The 17,138-nt window shown below is 63.8% G+C and carries 14 protein-coding genes and 1 tRNA gene; 4 read left to right on the top strand and 11 right to left on the bottom strand.

Annotated elements, in window-relative coordinates; all coding sequences use genetic code 11:
• Positions 1-8: 8 nt before the first annotated feature.
• The 10 genes from nuoH to ACVWZ5_RS03165 all read right to left on the bottom strand — a co-directional run bounded on the left by nuoH (position 9) and on the right by ACVWZ5_RS03165 (position 12,529).
• Positions 9-1,016 carry an NADH-quinone oxidoreductase subunit NuoH gene (gene nuoH / locus ACVWZ5_RS03210; protein ID WP_028692465.1) on the bottom strand — a complete coding sequence of 336 codons (1,008 nt, stop codon included), beginning with the start codon at positions 1,014-1,016 and terminating at the stop codon, positions 9-11.
• A complete protein-coding gene (gene nuoG, locus ACVWZ5_RS03205) occupies positions 1,013-3,727 on the bottom strand; it encodes an NADH-quinone oxidoreductase subunit NuoG (RefSeq protein WP_062361143.1) in 2,715 nt (904 codons plus the stop codon). The genes nuoH and nuoG overlap by 4 nt, the downstream gene beginning before the upstream one ends.
• Positions 3,728-3,859: 132 nt before the next feature.
• The gene (nuoF, locus tag ACVWZ5_RS03200; RefSeq protein ID WP_062573489.1) at positions 3,860-5,236 is read right to left on the bottom strand and encodes an NADH-quinone oxidoreductase subunit NuoF; all 1,377 of its coding nucleotides are present in this window, start codon (positions 5,234-5,236) and stop codon (positions 3,860-3,862) included.
• Positions 5,233-5,730 carry an NADH-quinone oxidoreductase subunit NuoE gene (gene nuoE / locus ACVWZ5_RS03195; RefSeq protein ID WP_012313767.1) on the bottom strand — a complete coding sequence of 166 codons (498 nt, stop codon included), beginning with the start codon at positions 5,728-5,730 and terminating at the stop codon, positions 5,233-5,235. The genes nuoF and nuoE overlap by 4 nt, the downstream gene beginning before the upstream one ends.
• Positions 5,731-5,732: 2 nt before the next feature.
• Entirely contained in the window at positions 5,733-7,514 is a 1,782-nt protein-coding gene (gene nuoC / locus ACVWZ5_RS03190) for an NADH-quinone oxidoreductase subunit C/D (protein ID WP_084941355.1), read from the bottom strand.
• Positions 7,515-7,593: 79 nt separating this feature from the next.
• Positions 7,594-8,271 (bottom strand): NuoB/complex I 20 kDa subunit family protein, encoded by a 678-nt coding sequence (locus ACVWZ5_RS03185; protein ID WP_008096180.1) that lies wholly within the window; start codon positions 8,269-8,271, stop codon positions 7,594-7,596.
• 9 nt (positions 8,272-8,280) lie between these two features.
• Positions 8,281-8,694, bottom strand: coding sequence for an NADH-quinone oxidoreductase subunit A (locus tag ACVWZ5_RS03180; RefSeq protein ID WP_028692461.1), 414 nt, complete (start codon positions 8,692-8,694; stop codon positions 8,281-8,283).
• A gap of 381 nt (positions 8,695-9,075) precedes the next feature.
• Entirely contained in the window at positions 9,076-9,738 is a 663-nt protein-coding gene (locus tag ACVWZ5_RS03175) for a lysoplasmalogenase (RefSeq protein WP_084941356.1), read from the bottom strand.
• A 206-nt stretch (positions 9,739-9,944) separates the two neighbouring features.
• The gene (gene aceA / locus ACVWZ5_RS03170) at positions 9,945-11,270 is read right to left on the bottom strand and encodes an isocitrate lyase (RefSeq protein WP_062573491.1); all 1,326 of its coding nucleotides are present in this window, start codon (positions 11,268-11,270) and stop codon (positions 9,945-9,947) included.
• A gap of 494 nt (positions 11,271-11,764) precedes the next feature.
• Positions 11,765-12,529, bottom strand: a complete 765-nt coding sequence (locus ACVWZ5_RS03165) for a secretin N-terminal domain-containing protein (protein WP_177330852.1) — start codon at positions 12,527-12,529, stop codon at positions 11,765-11,767.
• Positions 12,530-12,671: 142 nt separating this feature from the next.
• Between ACVWZ5_RS03165 and ACVWZ5_RS03160 the strand changes: the two genes are divergently transcribed.
• From ACVWZ5_RS03160 to ACVWZ5_RS03150, 3 genes are all read left to right on the top strand, one after another.
• Positions 12,672-14,114 (top strand): SulP family inorganic anion transporter, encoded by a 1,443-nt coding sequence (locus ACVWZ5_RS03160; protein ID WP_457340398.1) that lies wholly within the window; start codon positions 12,672-12,674, stop codon positions 14,112-14,114.
• Between the two features lie 158 nt (positions 14,115-14,272).
• Positions 14,273-14,349 (top strand) — tRNA-Val (locus ACVWZ5_RS03155).
• Between the two features lie 155 nt (positions 14,350-14,504).
• Positions 14,505-15,074 carry an SPOR domain-containing protein gene (locus tag ACVWZ5_RS03150; protein WP_028692457.1) on the top strand — a complete coding sequence of 190 codons (570 nt, stop codon included), beginning with the start codon at positions 14,505-14,507 and terminating at the stop codon, positions 15,072-15,074.
• A gap of 56 nt (positions 15,075-15,130) precedes the next feature.
• Here the strand turns inward: ACVWZ5_RS03150 and ACVWZ5_RS03145 are convergent, their stop codons facing one another.
• Positions 15,131-16,150 carry a PAS domain-containing protein gene (locus tag ACVWZ5_RS03145; protein WP_457340397.1) on the bottom strand — a complete coding sequence of 340 codons (1,020 nt, stop codon included), beginning with the start codon at positions 16,148-16,150 and terminating at the stop codon, positions 15,131-15,133.
• Positions 16,151-16,286: 136 nt separating this feature from the next.
• Here ACVWZ5_RS03145 and ACVWZ5_RS03140 point away from each other — a divergent pair, with 136 nt between their 5' ends.
• Positions 16,287-17,108, top strand: a complete 822-nt coding sequence (locus ACVWZ5_RS03140; protein ID WP_186599533.1) for a class I SAM-dependent methyltransferase — start codon at positions 16,287-16,289, stop codon at positions 17,106-17,108.
• The last annotated feature ends 30 nt before the right edge of the window (positions 17,109-17,138 follow it).

Below are 17,138 nucleotides of genomic sequence, written 5' to 3'. Positions count from 1 at the left end.
TCAAATCCTCACTGGGCCGCGACGGCTGGCGTGTTGTAGAGCACGATCGCAGCGGTCACCAGCAAATTGATCAGGGTCAGCGGCAGGCAGAACTTCCAGCTGAAGTCCATCACCTGGTCATAGCGTGGGCGCGGGATCGAGGCGCGCAGCAGGATGAACAGCATGATGAAGAACGCGGTCTTCAGGGCGAACCACAGGAACGGTACCTGCGGCAGGATGCCGAACGGACCGTGCCAGCCACCGAAGAACAGGGTGACCAGCAGCGCCGAGATCAGGATGATGCCGATGTACTCACCCACGAAGAACATGCCCCATTTCATGCCGGCATATTCGATGTGGTAGCCGTCGGCCAGTTCCTGTTCCGCTTCCGGCTGGTCGAACGGGTGACGGTGAGTCACGGCGACGCCAGCGATGAAGAAGGTGCAGAAGCCGAAGAACTGCGGAATGATGAACCACAGGTTCTGGGCCTGATAATCAACGATATCGCGCATGTTGAACGAGCCCACCTGCACCACCACGCCCATCAACGCCAGGCCCAGGAACACCTCGTACGACACGGTCTGCGCCGAAGCCCGCAGGCTGCCGAGCAGGGCGTACTTGTTGTTCGACGACCAGCCGGCGAACAGCACGGCGTAGACCGACAGGCCGGCCATGGCGAAGAAGAACAGCAGGCCGATGTTCAGGTCGGCCACGCCCCAACCCGGGGTGATCGGGATGATCGAGAAGCCGATCAGCAGGGCGCTCATGGCCACGACCGGCGCCAGGGTGAAGATCATCTTGTCGACGAAGGGCGGGTTCCAGTCTTCCTTGAAGAACATCTTCAGCATGTCGGCGGCGATCTGGAACATGCCGAACGGGCCGACACGGTTCGGACCGTAGCGGTCCTGCCACCAGCCCAGCAGGCGACGCTCGACGAAGCTGAGCAGTGCGCCGCAGACCACCACGGCCAGCAGCACCACGATGGCCTTGACGACCTGAATGATCACGTCGATCACTTCGGGGGTGAACCAGCTCATTGTGCTGCCTCCTGCAGGCCTTCGACGGCTGCACCGAAGATGGCGGGCGGAATGCCGGCCAGGCCTTTGGGCAACGCAACCAGGCCAGCGCCCAGTTCTTCATTGATACGTAGCGGCAGACGCAGCGACACGCCGGCCACGTTCAGGCTCAGCAGCGCGCCGTCGTTGACGCCCAGGCGGTCGGCTTCGGACTTGGCCAGGGCGACGTAGGCGGCCGGGATGCGCTCCTGCACCGGGGCGGCGCGCGAGGAGGACTCTTCGCTGCCGAACAGGTGGAAGAACGGTACGGCGGTCCAGGTACCGCGGGCCGGGTTGAACGCGCCCGGAATGGCGGTGAACCAGTTCAGGCGGTCGCCCTGCGACTCGATCAGGCGCACGCCCGGGTCACCGGCACGCAGGTGCCCACCCACTTCGTCCTGGAACTTGTTCCAGGCCTGCGGCGAGTTCCAGCCCGGCGACCAGGCGAACGGCACTTGCTGGCGCGGCTCGGCCGAGCCCGAATAGCCTTCCATGGAGAAGGCGAACGCGGTGTCCTTGTCCTGCGGGGTACGCGGCTCGTGCACGCTGATGTTGGCGCGCATGGCGGTGCGGCCCGAGTAGCGCAGCGGCTCACGGGCCAGCTTCATGCCCTTGATGCGGAACGCGGCGCTTGGTGCGGCGTTGACGATGCCGGCCAGTTGCGGGGCGGCTTCGGCGCAGGCGCTGGTGACGTGGTCCAGCTGGGTCCAGTCCACCGGCTTGTTCAGCAGGGTGGCACGCAGGGCGTGCATCCAGCGCCAGCCTTCGTGGATCTGGATGCTGCTGTCCAGGTACTGCGGGTCGAACACCTGGAAGAAGCGCTGGGCACGGCCTTCCTGGCTGACCAGGGTGCCGTCGCCTTCGGCGAAGGAGGCGGCCGGCAGCACCAGGTGGGCGCGGTCGAGGGTCGGGGTCTTGGAGTGGTCGGCAACGATCACTACCTTGGCGGCTGCCAGGGCGGCGTCGACCTTGGCGGCCGGTACGCGGGCGTACAGGTCGTTCTCCAGCACGACGATGGCGTCGGCCTTGCCGCTGATGACCGCGTCCAGGGCGGCGTCGACGGACTCGCCGCCCATCATCGCCATGCCGAGGCTGTTGGCCTCAGGCACGACCAGGCTCAGCGAACCGTTTTTCTCGCGCAGCTTGAGGGCCTTGGCGATGTTGGCGGCGGCTTCGATCAGCGCAGGGTCTGCCAGGGAAGTGCCGGCGACTACCAGCGGGCGGTTGGCGGCGACCAGGGCGTCTGCGATGCGCTGGGCCAGGGCCTTGGCTTCCTCGTCCAGTCCGGCGACGGCAGGCGCGCTCGGGTCGATGGCGTGGGCCACGGCGAAACCGATACGGGCCAGGTCAGCGGGAGCGGCGTGTACACACTCTTCGGCGACGTCGTCCAGCTTGGTTTCAGCCAAGGATGCGATGAACAGCGGGTACAGCGCGTGCTGGCCGATGTTCTTCACCGCGGCGTCCAGCCAAGGCTGTACGCGCATGGCGTCGGCCATGGCCTCGGCCTTGCCCTTGGTGGCCTGGCGCACGGCCAGGGCGAGGCGGGCGGCGGTCTGGGTCAGGTCTTCGCCGAGCACGAACACGGCGTCGTGGTCTTCGATGTCGCGCAGGGTCGGGACCGGCAGCGGGCTGTCGTTCAGCACGTTCAGCGCCAGGCGCACGCGGGCCAGTTCGCCAGCTTCCATGCCCGAGTAGAAGTACTCGGCGCCGACCAGCTCACGCAGGCCGTAGTTGCTCTCGAGGCTGGCGCGTGGCGAGCCGATGCCGACGATGGTGCGGCCGCGCAGCAGGTCGGCGGCCTTGTCCAGGGCGGCGTCCAGGCTCAGCTTGCTGCCATCGGCGAGGAACGGCTGGCGTGGACGGTCCTTGCGGTTGACGTAGCCATAGCCGAAGCGGCCACGGTCGCACAGGAAGTACTGGTTCACCGAGCCGTTGAAGCGGTTCTCGATGCGGCGCAGTTCGCCGTAGCGCTCACCGGGGCTGATGTTGCAGCCGCTGGAGCAGCCATGGCAGATGCTCGGGGCGAACTGCATGTCCCACTTGCGGTTGTAGCGCTCGGAGTGGGTCTTGTCGGTGAACACACCGGTCGGGCAGACCTCGGTGAGGTTGCCGGAGAACTCGCTTTCCAGCACGCCGTCTTCGACGCGACCGAAATACACGTTGTCGTGGGCGCCATACACGCCCAGATCGGTGCCGCCGGCGTAGTCCTTGTAGTAGCGCACGCAGCGGTAGCAGGCGATGCAGCGGTTCATCTCATGGGCGATGAACGGGCCGAGGTCCTGGTTCTGGTGGGTACGCTTGGTGAAACGGTAGCGGCGCTCGTTGTGGCCGGTCATTACCGTCATGTCCTGCAGGTGGCAGTGACCGCCTTCCTCGCACACCGGGCAGTCGTGCGGGTGGTTGGTCATCAGCCATTCGACGACGCTGGCGCGAAACGCCTTGGACTCTTCATCGTCGATGGAAATCCAGGTGCCGTCGGAGGCAGGGGTCATGCAGGACATGACGATACGACCACGGGTGTCGTTCTCGTCGGTGTACTGCTTGACCGCGCACTGCCGGCAGGCGCCGACGCTACCGAGCGCCGGGTGCCAGCAGAAATAGGGAATGTCGAGGCCGAGCGACAGACAGGCCTGTAACAGGTTGTCCGCACCGTTGACTTCGAGCGCTTTGCCGTCTACGTGGATAGTGGCCATTGTTCAAAGTTCTTCGTTGGCCCGCGTGGGCGGGCGTGGCTAATGGAAATCGGTGAGCCCGCGGCCGGCCACGAATCGTTCGGGCCGGCCGGCGGGCTGGCGGATGGCACGGACCATCCGCTGTTCATCTTGTTATGCGCCGACCACGATCGGCCCGCTCTTGTTAACGGAAAGGTTCGGGCGCAGGGTGTCTCCCGCGTTAGCGGGAGCGACACCGGCCTCGAACTCCGAGCGGAAATATTTGATGGCACTGCCCAATGGCTCGACGGCACCCGGTGCGTGAGCACAGAAGGTGCGGCCTGGGCCGAGGAAGTTGACCAGACCCAGCAGGGTCTCGATGTCTTCGGCGCGGCCCTGGCCTTTCTCCAGGGCGCGCAGCATCTTCACGCTCCACGGCAGGCCGTCGCGGCATGGCGTGCACCAGCCGCAGGATTCGCGGGCGAAGAACTCTTCCATGTTGCGCAGCAGCGAGACCATGTTGATGCTGTCGTCGACCGCCATGGCCAGGCCCGTACCCATGCGGGTACCGACCTTGGCGATGCCACCGGCATACATTTGCGCATCGAGGTGCTCGGGCAGCAGGAAGCCGGTACCGGCGCCGCCTGGCTGCCAGCACTTGAGCTTGAAGCCGTCGCGCATGCCGCCGGCGTAGTCTTCGAACAGCTCGCGAGCGGTGACGCCGAACGGCAGTTCCCACAGGCCGGGATTCTTCACCTTGCCGGAGAAGCCCATCAGCTTGGTGCCGTGGTCCTCGCTGCCTTCACGGGCCAGCGACTTGTACCAGTCGTTGCCATTGGCGACGATGGCCGGCACGTTGCACAGGGTCTCGACGTTGTTCACGCAAGTCGGCTTGCCCCACACGCCGACGGCGGCAGGGAAGGGCGGCTTGGAGCGTGGGTTGGCGCGGCGGCCTTCCAGCGAGTTGATCAGCGCGGTTTCTTCACCGCAGATATAGCGGCCGGCGCCGGTGTGCACGAACAGCTCGAAGTCGAAGCCCGAACCGAGGATGTTCTTGCCCAAAAGGCCTGCCGCCTTGGCTTCGTCGATGGCCCGGTTGAGGTTCTTTGCCGCGGTGGTGTATTCGCCACGCAGGAAGATGTAGCCGCGGTAGGCTTTCAGCGCACGGGCGCTGATCAGCATGCCCTCGACCAGCAGATGGGGCTGTTGCTCCATCAGCATGCGGTCTTTCCAGGTGTTGGGCTCCATTTCATCCGCGTTGCACAGCAGGTAGCGGATGTTCATGGATTCATCTTTGGGCATCAGGCCCCACTTCACGCCAGTGGGGAAGCCCGCGCCGCCACGGCCCTTGAGGCCGGAGTCCTTGACGCTCTGCACGATGTCGTCGGCGGACATGTCGGCCAGCGCCTTGCGCGCGGCGGCGTAGCCGTTCTTGGACTCGTACTCGGCAAGCCAGACCGGCTCGCCGTCGTCACGCAGGCGCCAGGTCAGCGGGTGGGTTTCGGCGGTACGCGCAATGCGGTTGGCCGGGCCGAAGGAAGTGATGGTCATACGTAACCCTCCAGCAGCTTGGAGACGCCGGCAGGCTGCACGTCGCCAAAGGTGTCGTCGTCGATCATCAGCGCCGGGGCCTTGTCGCAGTTGCCCAGGCAGCACACCGGCAGCAGGGTGAAGCGGCCGTCTGCGGTGGTCTGGCCGAGGCCGATGCCCAGCTCGCTCTGGATCTGGCTGACCACCGACTCATGGCCGCCGATGTAGCAGACCATGCTGTCGCACACGCGGATGATGTGGCGACCGACCGGCTGGCGGAAGATCTGGCTGTAGAAGGTGGCCACGCCCTCGACGTCGCTGGCGGGGATGCCCAGCACTTCGCCAATGGCGTAGATGGCGCCGTCCGGCACCCAGCCGCGCTCTTTCTGGACGATCTTCAGGGCCTCGATGGACGCCGCGCGCGGGTCCTCGTAGTGGTGCATCTCGTGCTCGATGGCCGAGCGCTCGGTTTCGCTCAGGGCGAAACGGTCGGTTTGGATAAGCGTGCTGTTCATGCTTAGCGGTCCACGTCAGCCATAACGAAGTCGATACTGCCCAGGTACGCGATCAGGTCCGCGACCATGCTGCCTTTGATCACCGAAGGGATCTGCTGCAGGTGCGGGTAGCTCGGGGTACGGATCCGGGTGCGGTAGCTCATGGTGCCGCCGTCGCTCGTCAGGTAGTAACTGTTGATGCCCTTGGTCGCCTCGATCATCTGGAACGACTCGTTGGCCGGCATGACCGGGCCCCACGAGACTTGCAGGAAGTGGGTGATCAAGGTCTCGATGTGCTGCAGGGTGCGCTCTTTCGGCGGCGGCGTGGTCAGCGGGTGATCCGCCTTGTACGGGCCTTCCGGCATGTTGCGCAGGCACTGGTCGATGATGCGGATACTCTGGCGCATCTCCTCGACGCGGACCATGCAGCGATCGTAGGCATCGCCGTTGTGGGCCAGCGGCACTTCGAACTCGAAGTTCTCGTAGCCGGAGTAGGGGCGCGCCTTGCGCAGGTCGAAGTCGCAGCCGGTGGCTCGCAGGCCGGCACCGGTGGTGCCCCATTCCAGGGCTTCCCTGGTGTTGTACGCGGCGACGCCGATGGTACGACCCTTGAGGATGCTGTTCTTGAGCGCGGCCTTCTCGTACTCGTCGAGGCGCTTGGGCAGCCATTCGACGAAGTCCTTGACCAGCTTGTCCCAGCCGCGCGGCAGGTCGTGGGCGACGCCACCGATGCGGTACCAGGCCGGGTGCAGACGGAAACCGGTAATCGCTTCGATCACGGTGTAGGCGCGCTGGCGGTCGGTGAAGGTGAAGAACACCGGGGTCATGGCGCCGACGTCCTGGATGTAGGTACCCAGGAACAGCAGGTGGCTGGTGATGCGGAAGAACTCGGCGAGCATGATGCGAATCACGTCGACTTTCTGCGGCACCTTGATACCGGCCAGCTTTTCCACCGCCAGGACGTACGGCAGGTTGTTCATCACCCCGCCGAGGTAGTCGATACGGTCGGTGTAGGGAATGAAGCTGTGCCAGGACTGACGCTCGGCCATCTTCTCGGCGCCACGGTGGTGGTAGCCGATGTCCGGGACGCAGTCGACGATCTCTTCGCCGTCCAGTTGCAGGACGATGCGGAAGGCACCGTGGGCCGAAGGGTGGTTCGGGCCGAGGTTGAGGAACATGTAGTCCTCGTTGGCGCCGTGACGCTTCATGCCCCAGGCTTCCGGGTTGAAGCGCGCCGATTCCTCTTCAAGCTGCTGCTTGGCCAGGGTCAGGCTGTAGGGGTCGAACTCGGTGGCGCGGGCCGGGTAGTCCTTGCGCAGCGGGTGACCTTCCCAGGTCGGCGGCATCATGATGCGGCTCAGGTGCGGGTGGCCGGCAAAGTCGATGCCGAACATGTCCCAGACTTCGCGCTCGTACCAGTTGGCGTTCGGCCAGATACCGGTCACGGTCGGCAGGTTCAGGTCGCCCTCGCTGAGCGACACCTTGATCATCACGTCGCTGTTACGCTCGACCGACAGCAGGTGGTAGAACACGCTGAAATCGGCGGCGGGCAGGCCACGGCGCTGGGTGCGCAGGCGCTCGTCGACGCCGTGCAGGTCGTACAGCATGCTGTACGGCTTGGCGACGCCGCGCAGGAAGCTGAGCACTTCCTTGAGTTGGGCACGTTTTACCCACAGTACCGGCATGCCGGTGCGGGTTTCCTGGGCGACGAATGCGTCGGCGCCAAAACGGTTGTGCAGTTCGACGACCACATCCTGGTCGTCAGCCTTGTAGGGCGGAATATAAATAGCGTTGTCCGCTGTCATGGTCTCGGTCGCTTTGGGTCAGCGTTAAGAATGAAGCCAGGCCGCCTGCTCCTTCGGGAGCGGGCGGCAGGTCGCTGGATCAGACTTCGTCGGGGCTGCGCAGGTTGGTTACCGCAATGCGCTGTTCGCGACGCAGGTCTTTCTGGGCGGGCATCTCGGCACGGTAGATGCCTTGATCACCAACCACCCAGGAAAGCGGGCGTCGTTCTTGGCCGATCGATTCCTGCAGCAGCATCAAGCCTTGCAGGAATGCCTCGGGGCGCGGCGGGCAGCCAGGCACATAGACGTCCACGGGGAGGAACTTGTCGACCCCCTGAACGACCGAGTAGATGTCGTACATGCCGCCGGAGTTGGCGCACGAACCCATGGAGATGACCCACTTGGGCTCGAGCATCTGCTCGTACAGGCGCTGGATGATCGGCGCCATTTTGACGAAGCAGGTACCGGCGATGACCATGAAGTCGGCCTGGCGCGGCGAGGCCCGGATGACTTCGGCGCCGAAGCGGGCGATGTCGTGGGGTGCCGTGAAGGCCGTGGTCATTTCCACGTAGCAGCAGGAAAGGCCGAAGTTATACGGCCAGAGGGAGTTCTTGCGACCCCAGTTGACCGCGCCACGCAGCACATCTTCGAGTTTCCCCATGTAGATGTTCTTGTGGACCTGGTCTTCCAGCAGTTGATCGGTGACGGTTTCCCGCTCACCGACCGGATACTGCTCGTTGGGTGCGTCCGGATCGATTCTGGTGAGATTGTATTGCATGCCAAAGCCTCATTGTTTCAGCTTCGCTTGCCGCTTGCGGCGACCTTCGGGAGCCCAATCGAGCGCCCCGACGCGCCATAGGTAGACAAGACCTGCCAACAGAATTGCTATGAAAATGAGAGCTTCGACGAATCCGGTCCAGCCGCTTTCGCGGACGGACACAGACCATGCATACAGGAAGAGGGCTTCGATATCGAAGATCACGAACAGCATCGCGACCAGATAGAATTTGGCGGACAGGCGCAGGCGGGCGCTGCCGACGGGCAGCATGCCGGATTCGAAGGGTTCGTTCTTGGCGCGACCCCAGGCCTTGCTACCGAGCAGGCTGGACAGGCCGAGCATGAAGGCACACAGGCCGACGACACCCAGGAGGAAGATGGCAAAGCCCCAGTTGTGGGCGATGAGTCCTGCCGAATCGGACATGCTAGAAATCCTTATACAGAGACCCAGCTCTGCAGTCTGAAATAAAGTAGAGCGGCGACGTGGTGTCGCAGACGCAGTGACCAAATGTCGCAGCTGAATCAATCGCGCTGATTTTATGGGTAAACCCAGTGCAAGTAAAATTTCCGTTGCAAATTTATTCGTATGTTTAAGAACAAAAATCTTTCGTAACTGGCTGAAACCCTTGAGTTTCGGGCATTGGGCGCGGATTTGTTAATTATGTTTCTTGCCCCGCGTAATGACGGGCTAATTTCGTAATGATAATTAATATCATTTGGACTGGCCTGTAATGTTTTTGCTGTTCTGGCCCTTGTAAAGTTCATCTGCCGAGCGCCCCTCTTGCAAATGCGAAAAACTCTCGTTCTAACAGCTTCCGGCGCTGCGCGTACCGCTCTGGATCAATACTTTGTCGCTTGCGTCGCGGCTGACCGACGCGGCGATCAGCCACTGGCCGAGCCAGTAGAAGAGGATGATCAGGTACTCGGCGGCGGCGAACGGGCTGACGAAGCGGTCGATGCCGATCAGGCTGTCGGAGAACACGAAGGCGCAGGCGCCCAGCGCGGCCAGGCCACCACAGGCCAGGGCGCGCCAGAGCATGGCGCCGATGGTCAGGGCGTAGAGTGCCACCGGGATCAGCAGTGGACCCAGGCCATGGCCGGCGAGCAGGCCGAACAGCGAACCGCCGATCAGCACGGCGAAGGCCAGGGCCGGGTAGGCCGGGCGCCATGTGAGGCTGCAATAGCCGCGCAGGTAGGCCAGGTGGGCGCAAAGAAACGCCGCGAGGCCGAACACGAACAGGTCACGGGGAATGGCCAGGAGTATGTCGCCAAGCACTGAGAAGGCCAGGCCGACGATGATCCAGCGACGATAGGGTGTGACGGGGGTGGTGCTCAGCCAGGCAATCAGGGCGAGCACCGGAATGGGTTTGACCAGAAGGCCAAGCAGGGCGCTATTGCTGGCCAGCGCATAGAGATAGAAGGCGGCAGCTGCGACGGCGATGAGGAGCAGGTGGCCAGGGCGGGGCATGGGCAGTCCTTGCTATGGGGTAGCCACAAGCTTAGACCTGATCTGCAGTTTTGCCGGTGTGACGCGACCCCTGTAGGAATTGCCGGGACCGCTCTGCGGCCCTTTCGCGACACAAGGCTGCTCCTACAGGGGGGGCGTTTGGCCTGAAAATGAAGAAGGCCCGGAATCCTCGCGAATCCCGGGCCTTGCTCAACAGCTCACTGCACTCAGTGGAACTGCTCTTCCTCGGTCGAGCCGGTCAGGGCGGTCACCGACGAGGCGCCACCCTGGATCACGGTGGTCATGTCGTCGAAGTAGCCGGTACCGACTTCCTGCTGGTGCGCCACGAAGGTGTAGCCTTTGCTTGCGTCGGCGAACTCCTGCTCCTGCAACTTCACGTAGGCAGTCATGTCGTTGCGGGCGTAGTCGTGCGCCAGGTTGAACATGCCATGCCACATGTTGTGGATGCCGGCCAGGGTGATGAACTGGTGCTTGTAGCCCATGGCCGACAGCTCGCGCTGGAACTTGGCGATGGTGGCGTCGTCCAGGTTCTTCTTCCAGTTGAAGGAAGGCGAGCAGTTGTACGACAGGATCTGGTCCGGGTATTCCTTCTTGATCGCCTCGGCGAAGCGACGGGCTTCCTCCAGGTCCGGCTTGGCGGTTTCACACCAGATCAGGTCGGCGTACGGGGCGTAGGCCAGGCCGCGGGCGATGGCCTGGTCGAGGCCGGCGCGCACCTTGTAGAAGCCTTCACGGGTGCGCTCGCCGATCACGAACGGCTGGTCGTACGGGTCGCAGTCGCTGGTCAGCAGGTCGGCGGCGTTGGCGTCAGTGCGGGCCAGGATGATGGTCGGCACGCCCGAGACGTCGGCGGCCAGACGCGCTGCAACCAGCTTCTGCACGGCTTCCTGGGTCGGCACCAGGACCTTGCCGCCCATGTGGCCGCATTTTTTCACCGAGGCCAGCTGGTCTTCGAAGTGCACGCCGGCGGCGCCCGCTTCGATCATGCTCTTCATCAGCTCGTAGGCGTTCAGCACGCCGCCGAAACCGGCTTCGGCGTCAGCCACGATCGGTGCGAAGTAGTCGATGTAGCCATCGTCGCCCGGATTCTTGCCGGCTTTCCACTGGATCTGGTCGGCGCGGCGGAAGGCGTTGTTGATGCGCTTGACCACGGTCGGTACCGAGTCGACCGGGTACAGCGACTGGTCGGGGTACATCGACTCGGCCGAGTTGTTGTCGGCGGCAACCTGCCAGCCGGACAGGTAGATGGCCTGGATGCCGGCTTTTACCTGCTGCACTGCCTGGCCACCGGTCAGGGCGCCCATGCAGTTGACGAAATCTTTTTCTGGGCGGAAGGACGGGTGGGCACCTTCGGTGACCAGCTTCCACAGTTTTTCCGCGCCTTGGCGAGCAAAGGTGTGCTCTGGCTGCAGCGAGCCACGCAGGCGAACGACATCGGCGGCGGTGTAGGTACGGGTCACGCCTTTCCAGCGCGGGTTTTCGGCCCAGTCTTTCTCGAGGGCTGCAATTTGCTGTTCGCGTGTCAGTGCCATGGAAATAAACCTCGTCGCATCGATCTTGAGTGTAATTGTGCTGATGCTCGGATACGCGGATCAGAAGCCGGGCGGCTGTCCTGTCCGGGGGAGTGCGGCGGCGAACGCAGAAGGTTCGAAGGGGAAGGGTTGTGCAGGCCAGGCGAAGGTGTGCCCTGCAGGTCGGCTCGTGGTTGCCTTGCTGCGGTGCGACGCGATTGCCAGAACTGCGGTGATGCGCTTCCGTCCCTCGGGACAACTTCTTCGTTGCAGTCGCAATCCCGTCGAACCGCCTTGTGGGCCGTATGGACACGAGGTGCCTCCACGGTGGGAGGAGCGCACCTCGAAGACCCTTGCCAGGGCCTCTGATTAGCGGGAGCGAGGCCATCATGCCCTTGGCGAAAAGAGCCTGTCAAATGTTTTGTAGTGCTTTTTTAGGCTTACTACATCTTTGGTCTAATGCGACTTGGCGGTCAGTTTCAAGGCCTTTGGTCGAGGCCTTGAATTGCCTGGGTTCAGTCGAGAAGGTCGACTTTGACGCGCAGAGTCATGTTTTCACCGCGCTGGGTGCTGTAACTGAGGCTTGACGCGCTGCGTTCGGATTGACTCTGCTGGTTGAACCCGGCCAGGGTGATCCACTCGCCGAGCTTGCCGGTGACGGTCGTGTCGGTGCTTTGCACTTTCACTACATCGGCACGTTCCTGGCTCATTCGATCATTATTGGTGCTGATTTGCAGACGAACCGTGTCGCCGCTCAGGCGTGGCGTGACGTAGAAGCCCTGGGTCACATTGCGGTATTCGGTGTTGCTCTGGATGCGCCCGTAACCGTCGGTGGCGGTGCTGGTGACGGGGATGCTCTGGCCCACCTGGATCAGTGCCGGCTGGCCGTCGCTGGCCTGCACCTGCTGCATGCCGCCTTCGCGGTTGGCTGTGCCGTAGCGGATCACGCGGGCGTTGCCGCGGTTGTCCTGGAAGTTGCTGTCGTTGTTGTCGACGCTGATCAGCAGGCGCTTGGGCGCGGTGTCGAGCTGTTGCAGCAGGGCGCGCAGATCGTCGATGCGTTCCTGGCTGGCGTTGACGATCAGCTTGTCCTCGAAGGTGCTGACGCTGCCGTCCTTGCCCAGGAACGACTGGGCGGCGGGCAGCAGTTCGGCGCTGCTGCGATGTTGCAGGGGGATGACCTCGGTGGCGGCCTGGGCGGTGAGGCTGGCGGCCAGCAGCAGGGAGGCGAGCAGGGGGCGTAGCGGCATGTCCATGATCTCCGCGGGTGGAATGGACATGATGGCAAATTTGCGTGCAACTTGCCGTGCGGATTGGCGGTGGCTGCTGTCAGACAAATTCCGTAACATCGCGCCCTCGATTTTCAGGCTCATTACCCAAGTCTCCACAGCGTGGGAGCTTGAGGTTGTCTACAGGACCTCCATGAAACCCGCCCGACTACGCGCCGACCTGCTCGCCGGCCTCACCACTTCGTTCGCCTTGGTGCCGGAGTGCATTGCCTTTGCCCTGGTGGCACACCTCAACCCGCTCATGGGGCTGTATGGTGCCTTCATTATCTGTACCCTGACCGCCTTGTTCGGCGGTCGTCCCGGCATGATCTCCGGTGCCGCCGGCTCCATGGCGGTGGTGATCGTCGCCCTGGTGGTGCAGCACGGCGTCCAGTATCTGCTGGCCACGGTGCTGCTCGGCGGGGTGGTGATGATCCTGTTCGGCGCGCTGCGCCTGGGCAAGCTGGTGCGACTGGTGCCTTACCCGGTGATGCTCGGCTTCGTCAACGGCCTGGCCATCGTCATCGCCCTGGCCCAGCTGGAGCACTTCAAGGACGGCGAGCACTGGCTTGGCGGGACGCCGCTGTACCTGATGATCGGCCTGGTGGCGCTGACCATGCTGGTGGTCTACGTGCTGCCGAAGCTGACCCGTGCGGTGCCACCGGCGCTGGTGGCGATCCTCGGTGTCGGCCTGCTGGTCTATCTGCTCGGCCTGCCGACCCGTACCCTCGGCGACATGGCCCACATCGCCGGCGGCCTGCCGACGCTGGCCCTGCCGCAGGTGCCATGGAGCCTGGAAACCCTCAAGATCATTGCTCCCTATGCATTGCTGATGGCCATGGTCGGCCTGCTGGAAACCCTGCTGACCCTCAACCTCACCGACGAGATCACCGAGAGCCGCGGCTACCCGGACCGCGAGTGCGTGGCGCTGGGCGCGGCCAACATGGTCTCGGGCCTGTGCGGTGGCATGGGCGGCTGCGCGATGATCGGCCAGACCGTGATCAACCTCAGTTCCAATGGCCGTGGGCGCCTGTCGGGCGTGGTGGCCGGGGTGATGATCCTGCTGTTCATCCTGTTCCTGTCGCCGCTGATCGAGCACATTCCGCTGGCGGCGCTGGTGGGGGTGATGTTCGTGGTGGCCCAGCAGACCTTCGCCTGGGCCTCCCTGCGGGTGCTGCACAAGGTGCCGGTAAGTGATGTGCTGGCGATTATCGCGGTGACCGTGGTCACGGTGTTCACCGACCTGGCCACGGCGGTACTGTTCGGCATCGTCATCGCCGCGGTCAACTTCGCCTGGCAGCATGCGCGGGAGTTGTATGCCGACAGTCATGTGGACGGCGAGGGCAGCAAGCATTACCAGGTGCATGGCACGTTGTTCTTCGCCTCGACCACGCCGTTTCTCAACCAGTTCGATCCGGCCAATGATCCGGCCAGGGTCACCCTGGACTGCCAGCACCTGAGCTTTGTCGATTATTCGGCGGTGGCGGCGCTGAAGACCTTGCGCGAGCGGTATGCCAAGGCAGGCAAGCAGTTGCGGGTGGTGCACTTGTCGGAGCGTTGCAGGAAGCTGCTCAGGCGGGCGGGGGAGCAGCACTGAGTGTGTGCTGGCGAGCAGGATTGTTGTAGAGGGTCTTGGGCCTGGGCACTGCGCGTCCAGGCACAGGTCGCGCTAAGCTGATTCGCAAAGTTTTTGATTTTTTTGAAAAAAACGCTTTACAGACGCACGGTCGATGACTAATATGCGCCCCACACGACAGGCACATAGCTCAGTTGGTTAGAGCACCACCTTGACATGGTGGGGGTCGTTGGTTCGAGTCCAATTGTGCCTACCAAACCTGAAGAGGGCGATCCGCAAGGATCGCCCTTTTTGCTTTGTGCCGTTCCACCGTTGCCGACACACGCTGCAACCTTCCACCTTCGCCTCATCCCTGCGGCCGAGCTGTCCGCTCATGTTAGAATCCGCCCCTTCGAATCTGGAGGTACAGGCGTGCGCAAACTGGCGGTGGTAATGGCGGTGTTGGCCTTGGCGGGCTGTAACAACGAGGTCGAAGGCGTACACAAGCAGGTGGCCGAACACCTGAACAACCCCAAGACGGCCAAGTTCGCCAACGTGCGCTTCGACACCCAGGGCTCTATCTGCGGCCAGGTGCGTGGCAAGGACGACGCCGGGCAGTACGAAGCGTATCGCAGCTACGTGGCGATCAAGCATGATGGGCAGTACGAAATCCTCATCGACGAGACCGGCAACAACCTGCGCATTCGTGAAGTCTGCGGGGGCGCCGACCTGCAGCGTCGCGCCGAGGCCCTGGCCGACCAGCCAGCGCCGGAGGGCTGGGACGTGGAGGTGATCCAAGGGCCGAACATGGGCGCCCTGACCGACATGACCGCGCGCCTGATCGAGAAGGGCATTCCGTCCTGGGTCGAATACCGCGAGGGCAAGCCGGTGGTGCTGATGGGGCCGTTCCCGGCCAAGGCCGATGCCGATGCGCGCAAGGCCGAAGTGATGGCCAAGCTGGGCACTGACTCGATCGTCATCCAGCACGGCGTCCAACGCTGATTGTCGACCGTGGCCTGGAGGCATTGCCCAGGTTGCGGTGCGGACCGCTTCAACGGCTAGCGATCAGTGCCGATGTCCTCGAACACGCTGATCAGATGCTGCGGTTGCCCATCCGCCCGGCGTTCCAGCGAGGTGCGCGCCCGCACCCACATATAGTGCCCGTCCTTGTGGCGCACGCGTTTCTGCACCTCGTAACGGTCGATCTCGCCGCCCAGCATGCGCCTCAGTAGCGCCAGGTTGTCCGGCAGGTCGTCGGGGTGGGTGATCTGCTGGAAGGTCGTGCCGTACAGTTCGTCTTCACTGTACCCCAGCAGCTCGCAAAAACTGCCGTTGACCCGCTGCCAGCTGCCATCCGGGTCGATGTAGGCCAGCGCGCCCCAGGCCAGTTCGAAGATGGTGCGAAAACGCGCTTCGCTCTGGCGCAGCTCCTCTTCGGCCACCTTGCGCTCGGTGTTGTCCATGCTGATGCCGACCATTTTCACCGGGCGCCCGACACTGTCGCGCAATACCGTGGCACGCGAGGCGATCCAGCGCTGGTCGCCGTCGGGGCGGGTGATGCGAAAATCGCATTCGCAGCCGGTGCCGTCGGCCACCGCCTGGGCATACATGCCCTGCATGTGCCGGGCGTCATCGACATGGATGTGTTTCCAGAAGTTTTCGTTACGGCGCAACGGCCAGCCATACACCGCCTCGACGTTGGGCGAGTAGGTCACTTCGTCGGTGACCAGGTTCCATTCCCAGGTGACGATGCGCGCGCCCTCCTGGGCCAGCTTCATGCGCGTCTCGCTTTCCATGATCTCGGCGGTGTAGCGGCGGCGCACGTCGGTCATCGGCAGCTCGACCACCTCGGCCTGCTGCACGCTGTGCAGGGCCTCCTCGCCGTAGCGCAGCCAGATCCAGTTGACCTTGAGCAGGTCGGCCAGGCGGCGCAGGTTGTCGTAGTCGATCTCGCCGCCGCGGGTCCACTTGTGCACCGCCGTGCGCGAGATTCCCAGCGCCGTGCCCACGGCCTGCAGGGTCAGCTTGTGGTGTTCGAGCAGTTCCTTGAGGCGAAAGGCGAAGCTGTTTTCGGTCATGGGCGCTGGATCCTTGGGCGGGCACGAAGGGGGCAGTATACCCGAGCTGTCAACTTGAGGTTGACGGGGTGGTTGCCGGGCATGTCGGGGCCGGTTAACGTGGCGCCTGACTCACTCAGGACAGGGAAGCACCGCAATGAGCCGATCACTGGAACTCAATCGCGCCAGCTGGGACGAGCGCGCGCCACTGCACGCCGCCTCCGGGGACTACGAAGTCGAGCGCTTCGTCGCCGAGCCTGGGCATCTGTCCGAGGTGGTGCGTTTCGACCTGCCGCGTCTGGGCGATATCCACGGCCTGCGCGCCGTGCACCTGCAATGCCATATCGGTACCGACACCCTGTCGCTGGCGCGCCTGGGCGCCGAGGTCTGCGGCCTGGACTTCTCCGCGGCCTCCCTGGCTCAGGCGCGCCAACTGGCCGAGCGCTGTGGTGCGGGCATCGGGTATGTCGAATCGGACGTCTACCAGGCCGCGCAGGTACTGCCTGCTGGGGCTTTCGACCTGGTCTACACCGGCATCGGTGCGCTGTGCTGGCTGCCGAGCATCGAACGCTGGGCGCAAACCGTGGCGGCTTTGCTCAAGCCGGGCGGGCGGCTGTTCCTGCGCGACGGCCACCCGATGCTGATGGCCGTGAACGAGGACCATCAGGACCGCCTGCAACTGGAGTATCCGTACTTCGAGCGCGAGGCGCCGACGGTGTGGCACAGCGACGAGACCTACGTCGAGACCGACCAGGCGCTGACCCAGACCGAAACTCATGAGTGGAACCATGGCCTGGGCGAGGTGATCACCGCGTTGCTGAACCATGGCCTGCGCATTACCGGCCTGGAAGAGCATCAGAGCATCCCCTGGGAGGCGCTGCCGGGGCAGATGACGCTGGGCGATGACGGCGAGTGGCGCCTGAACGAGGCGCCGTGGCGGTTGCCGCTGAGCTATACGCTGCAGGCGGTGAAGGGGTAGGCGCGCGGACCTATGCCATGCGTCACCACC

It is taken from the genome of Pseudomonas sp. TE6283 (assembly GCF_054060555.1).
Note: the sequence above shows the minus strand (reverse complement) of the source record. Positions and strands in the feature narration are given on the sequence as shown.

Excerpts from the sequence above, each read along its gene's own strand:
- ACVWZ5_RS03165 (WP_177330852.1), bottom strand. The coding sequence starts at position 12,529 with ATGTCCATTCCACCCGCGGAGATCATGGACATGCCGCTACGCCCCCTG.
- aceA (WP_062573491.1), bottom strand. The coding sequence starts at position 11,270 with ATGGCACTGACACGCGAACAGCAAATTGCAGCCCTCGAGAAAGACTGG.
- ACVWZ5_RS03180 (WP_028692461.1), bottom strand. The coding sequence starts at position 8,694 with ATGTCCGATTCGGCAGGACTCATCGCCCACAACTGGGGCTTTGCCATC.
- ACVWZ5_RS03145 (WP_457340397.1), bottom strand. The coding sequence starts at position 16,150 with ATGACCGAAAACAGCTTCGCCTTTCGCCTCAAGGAACTGCTCGAACAC.
- ACVWZ5_RS03140 (WP_186599533.1), top strand. The coding sequence starts at position 16,287 with ATGAGCCGATCACTGGAACTCAATCGCGCCAGCTGGGACGAGCGCGCG.
- nuoG (WP_062361143.1), bottom strand. The coding sequence starts at position 3,727 with ATGGCCACTATCCACGTAGACGGCAAAGCGCTCGAAGTCAACGGTGCG.
- nuoF (WP_062573489.1), bottom strand. The coding sequence starts at position 5,236 with ATGACCATCACTTCCTTCGGCCCGGCCAACCGCATTGCGCGTACCGCC.
- nuoC (WP_084941355.1), bottom strand. The coding sequence starts at position 7,514 with ATGACAGCGGACAACGCTATTTATATTCCGCCCTACAAGGCTGACGAC.
- ACVWZ5_RS03160 (WP_457340398.1), top strand. The coding sequence starts at position 12,672 with ATGAAACCCGCCCGACTACGCGCCGACCTGCTCGCCGGCCTCACCACT.
- ACVWZ5_RS03185 (WP_008096180.1), bottom strand. The coding sequence starts at position 8,271 with ATGCAATACAATCTCACCAGAATCGATCCGGACGCACCCAACGAGCAG.
- nuoH (WP_028692465.1), bottom strand. The coding sequence starts at position 1,016 with ATGAGCTGGTTCACCCCCGAAGTGATCGACGTGATCATTCAGGTCGTC.
- ACVWZ5_RS03175 (WP_084941356.1), bottom strand. The coding sequence starts at position 9,738 with ATGCCCCGCCCTGGCCACCTGCTCCTCATCGCCGTCGCAGCTGCCGCC.
- nuoE (WP_012313767.1), bottom strand. The coding sequence starts at position 5,730 with ATGAACAGCACGCTTATCCAAACCGACCGTTTCGCCCTGAGCGAAACC.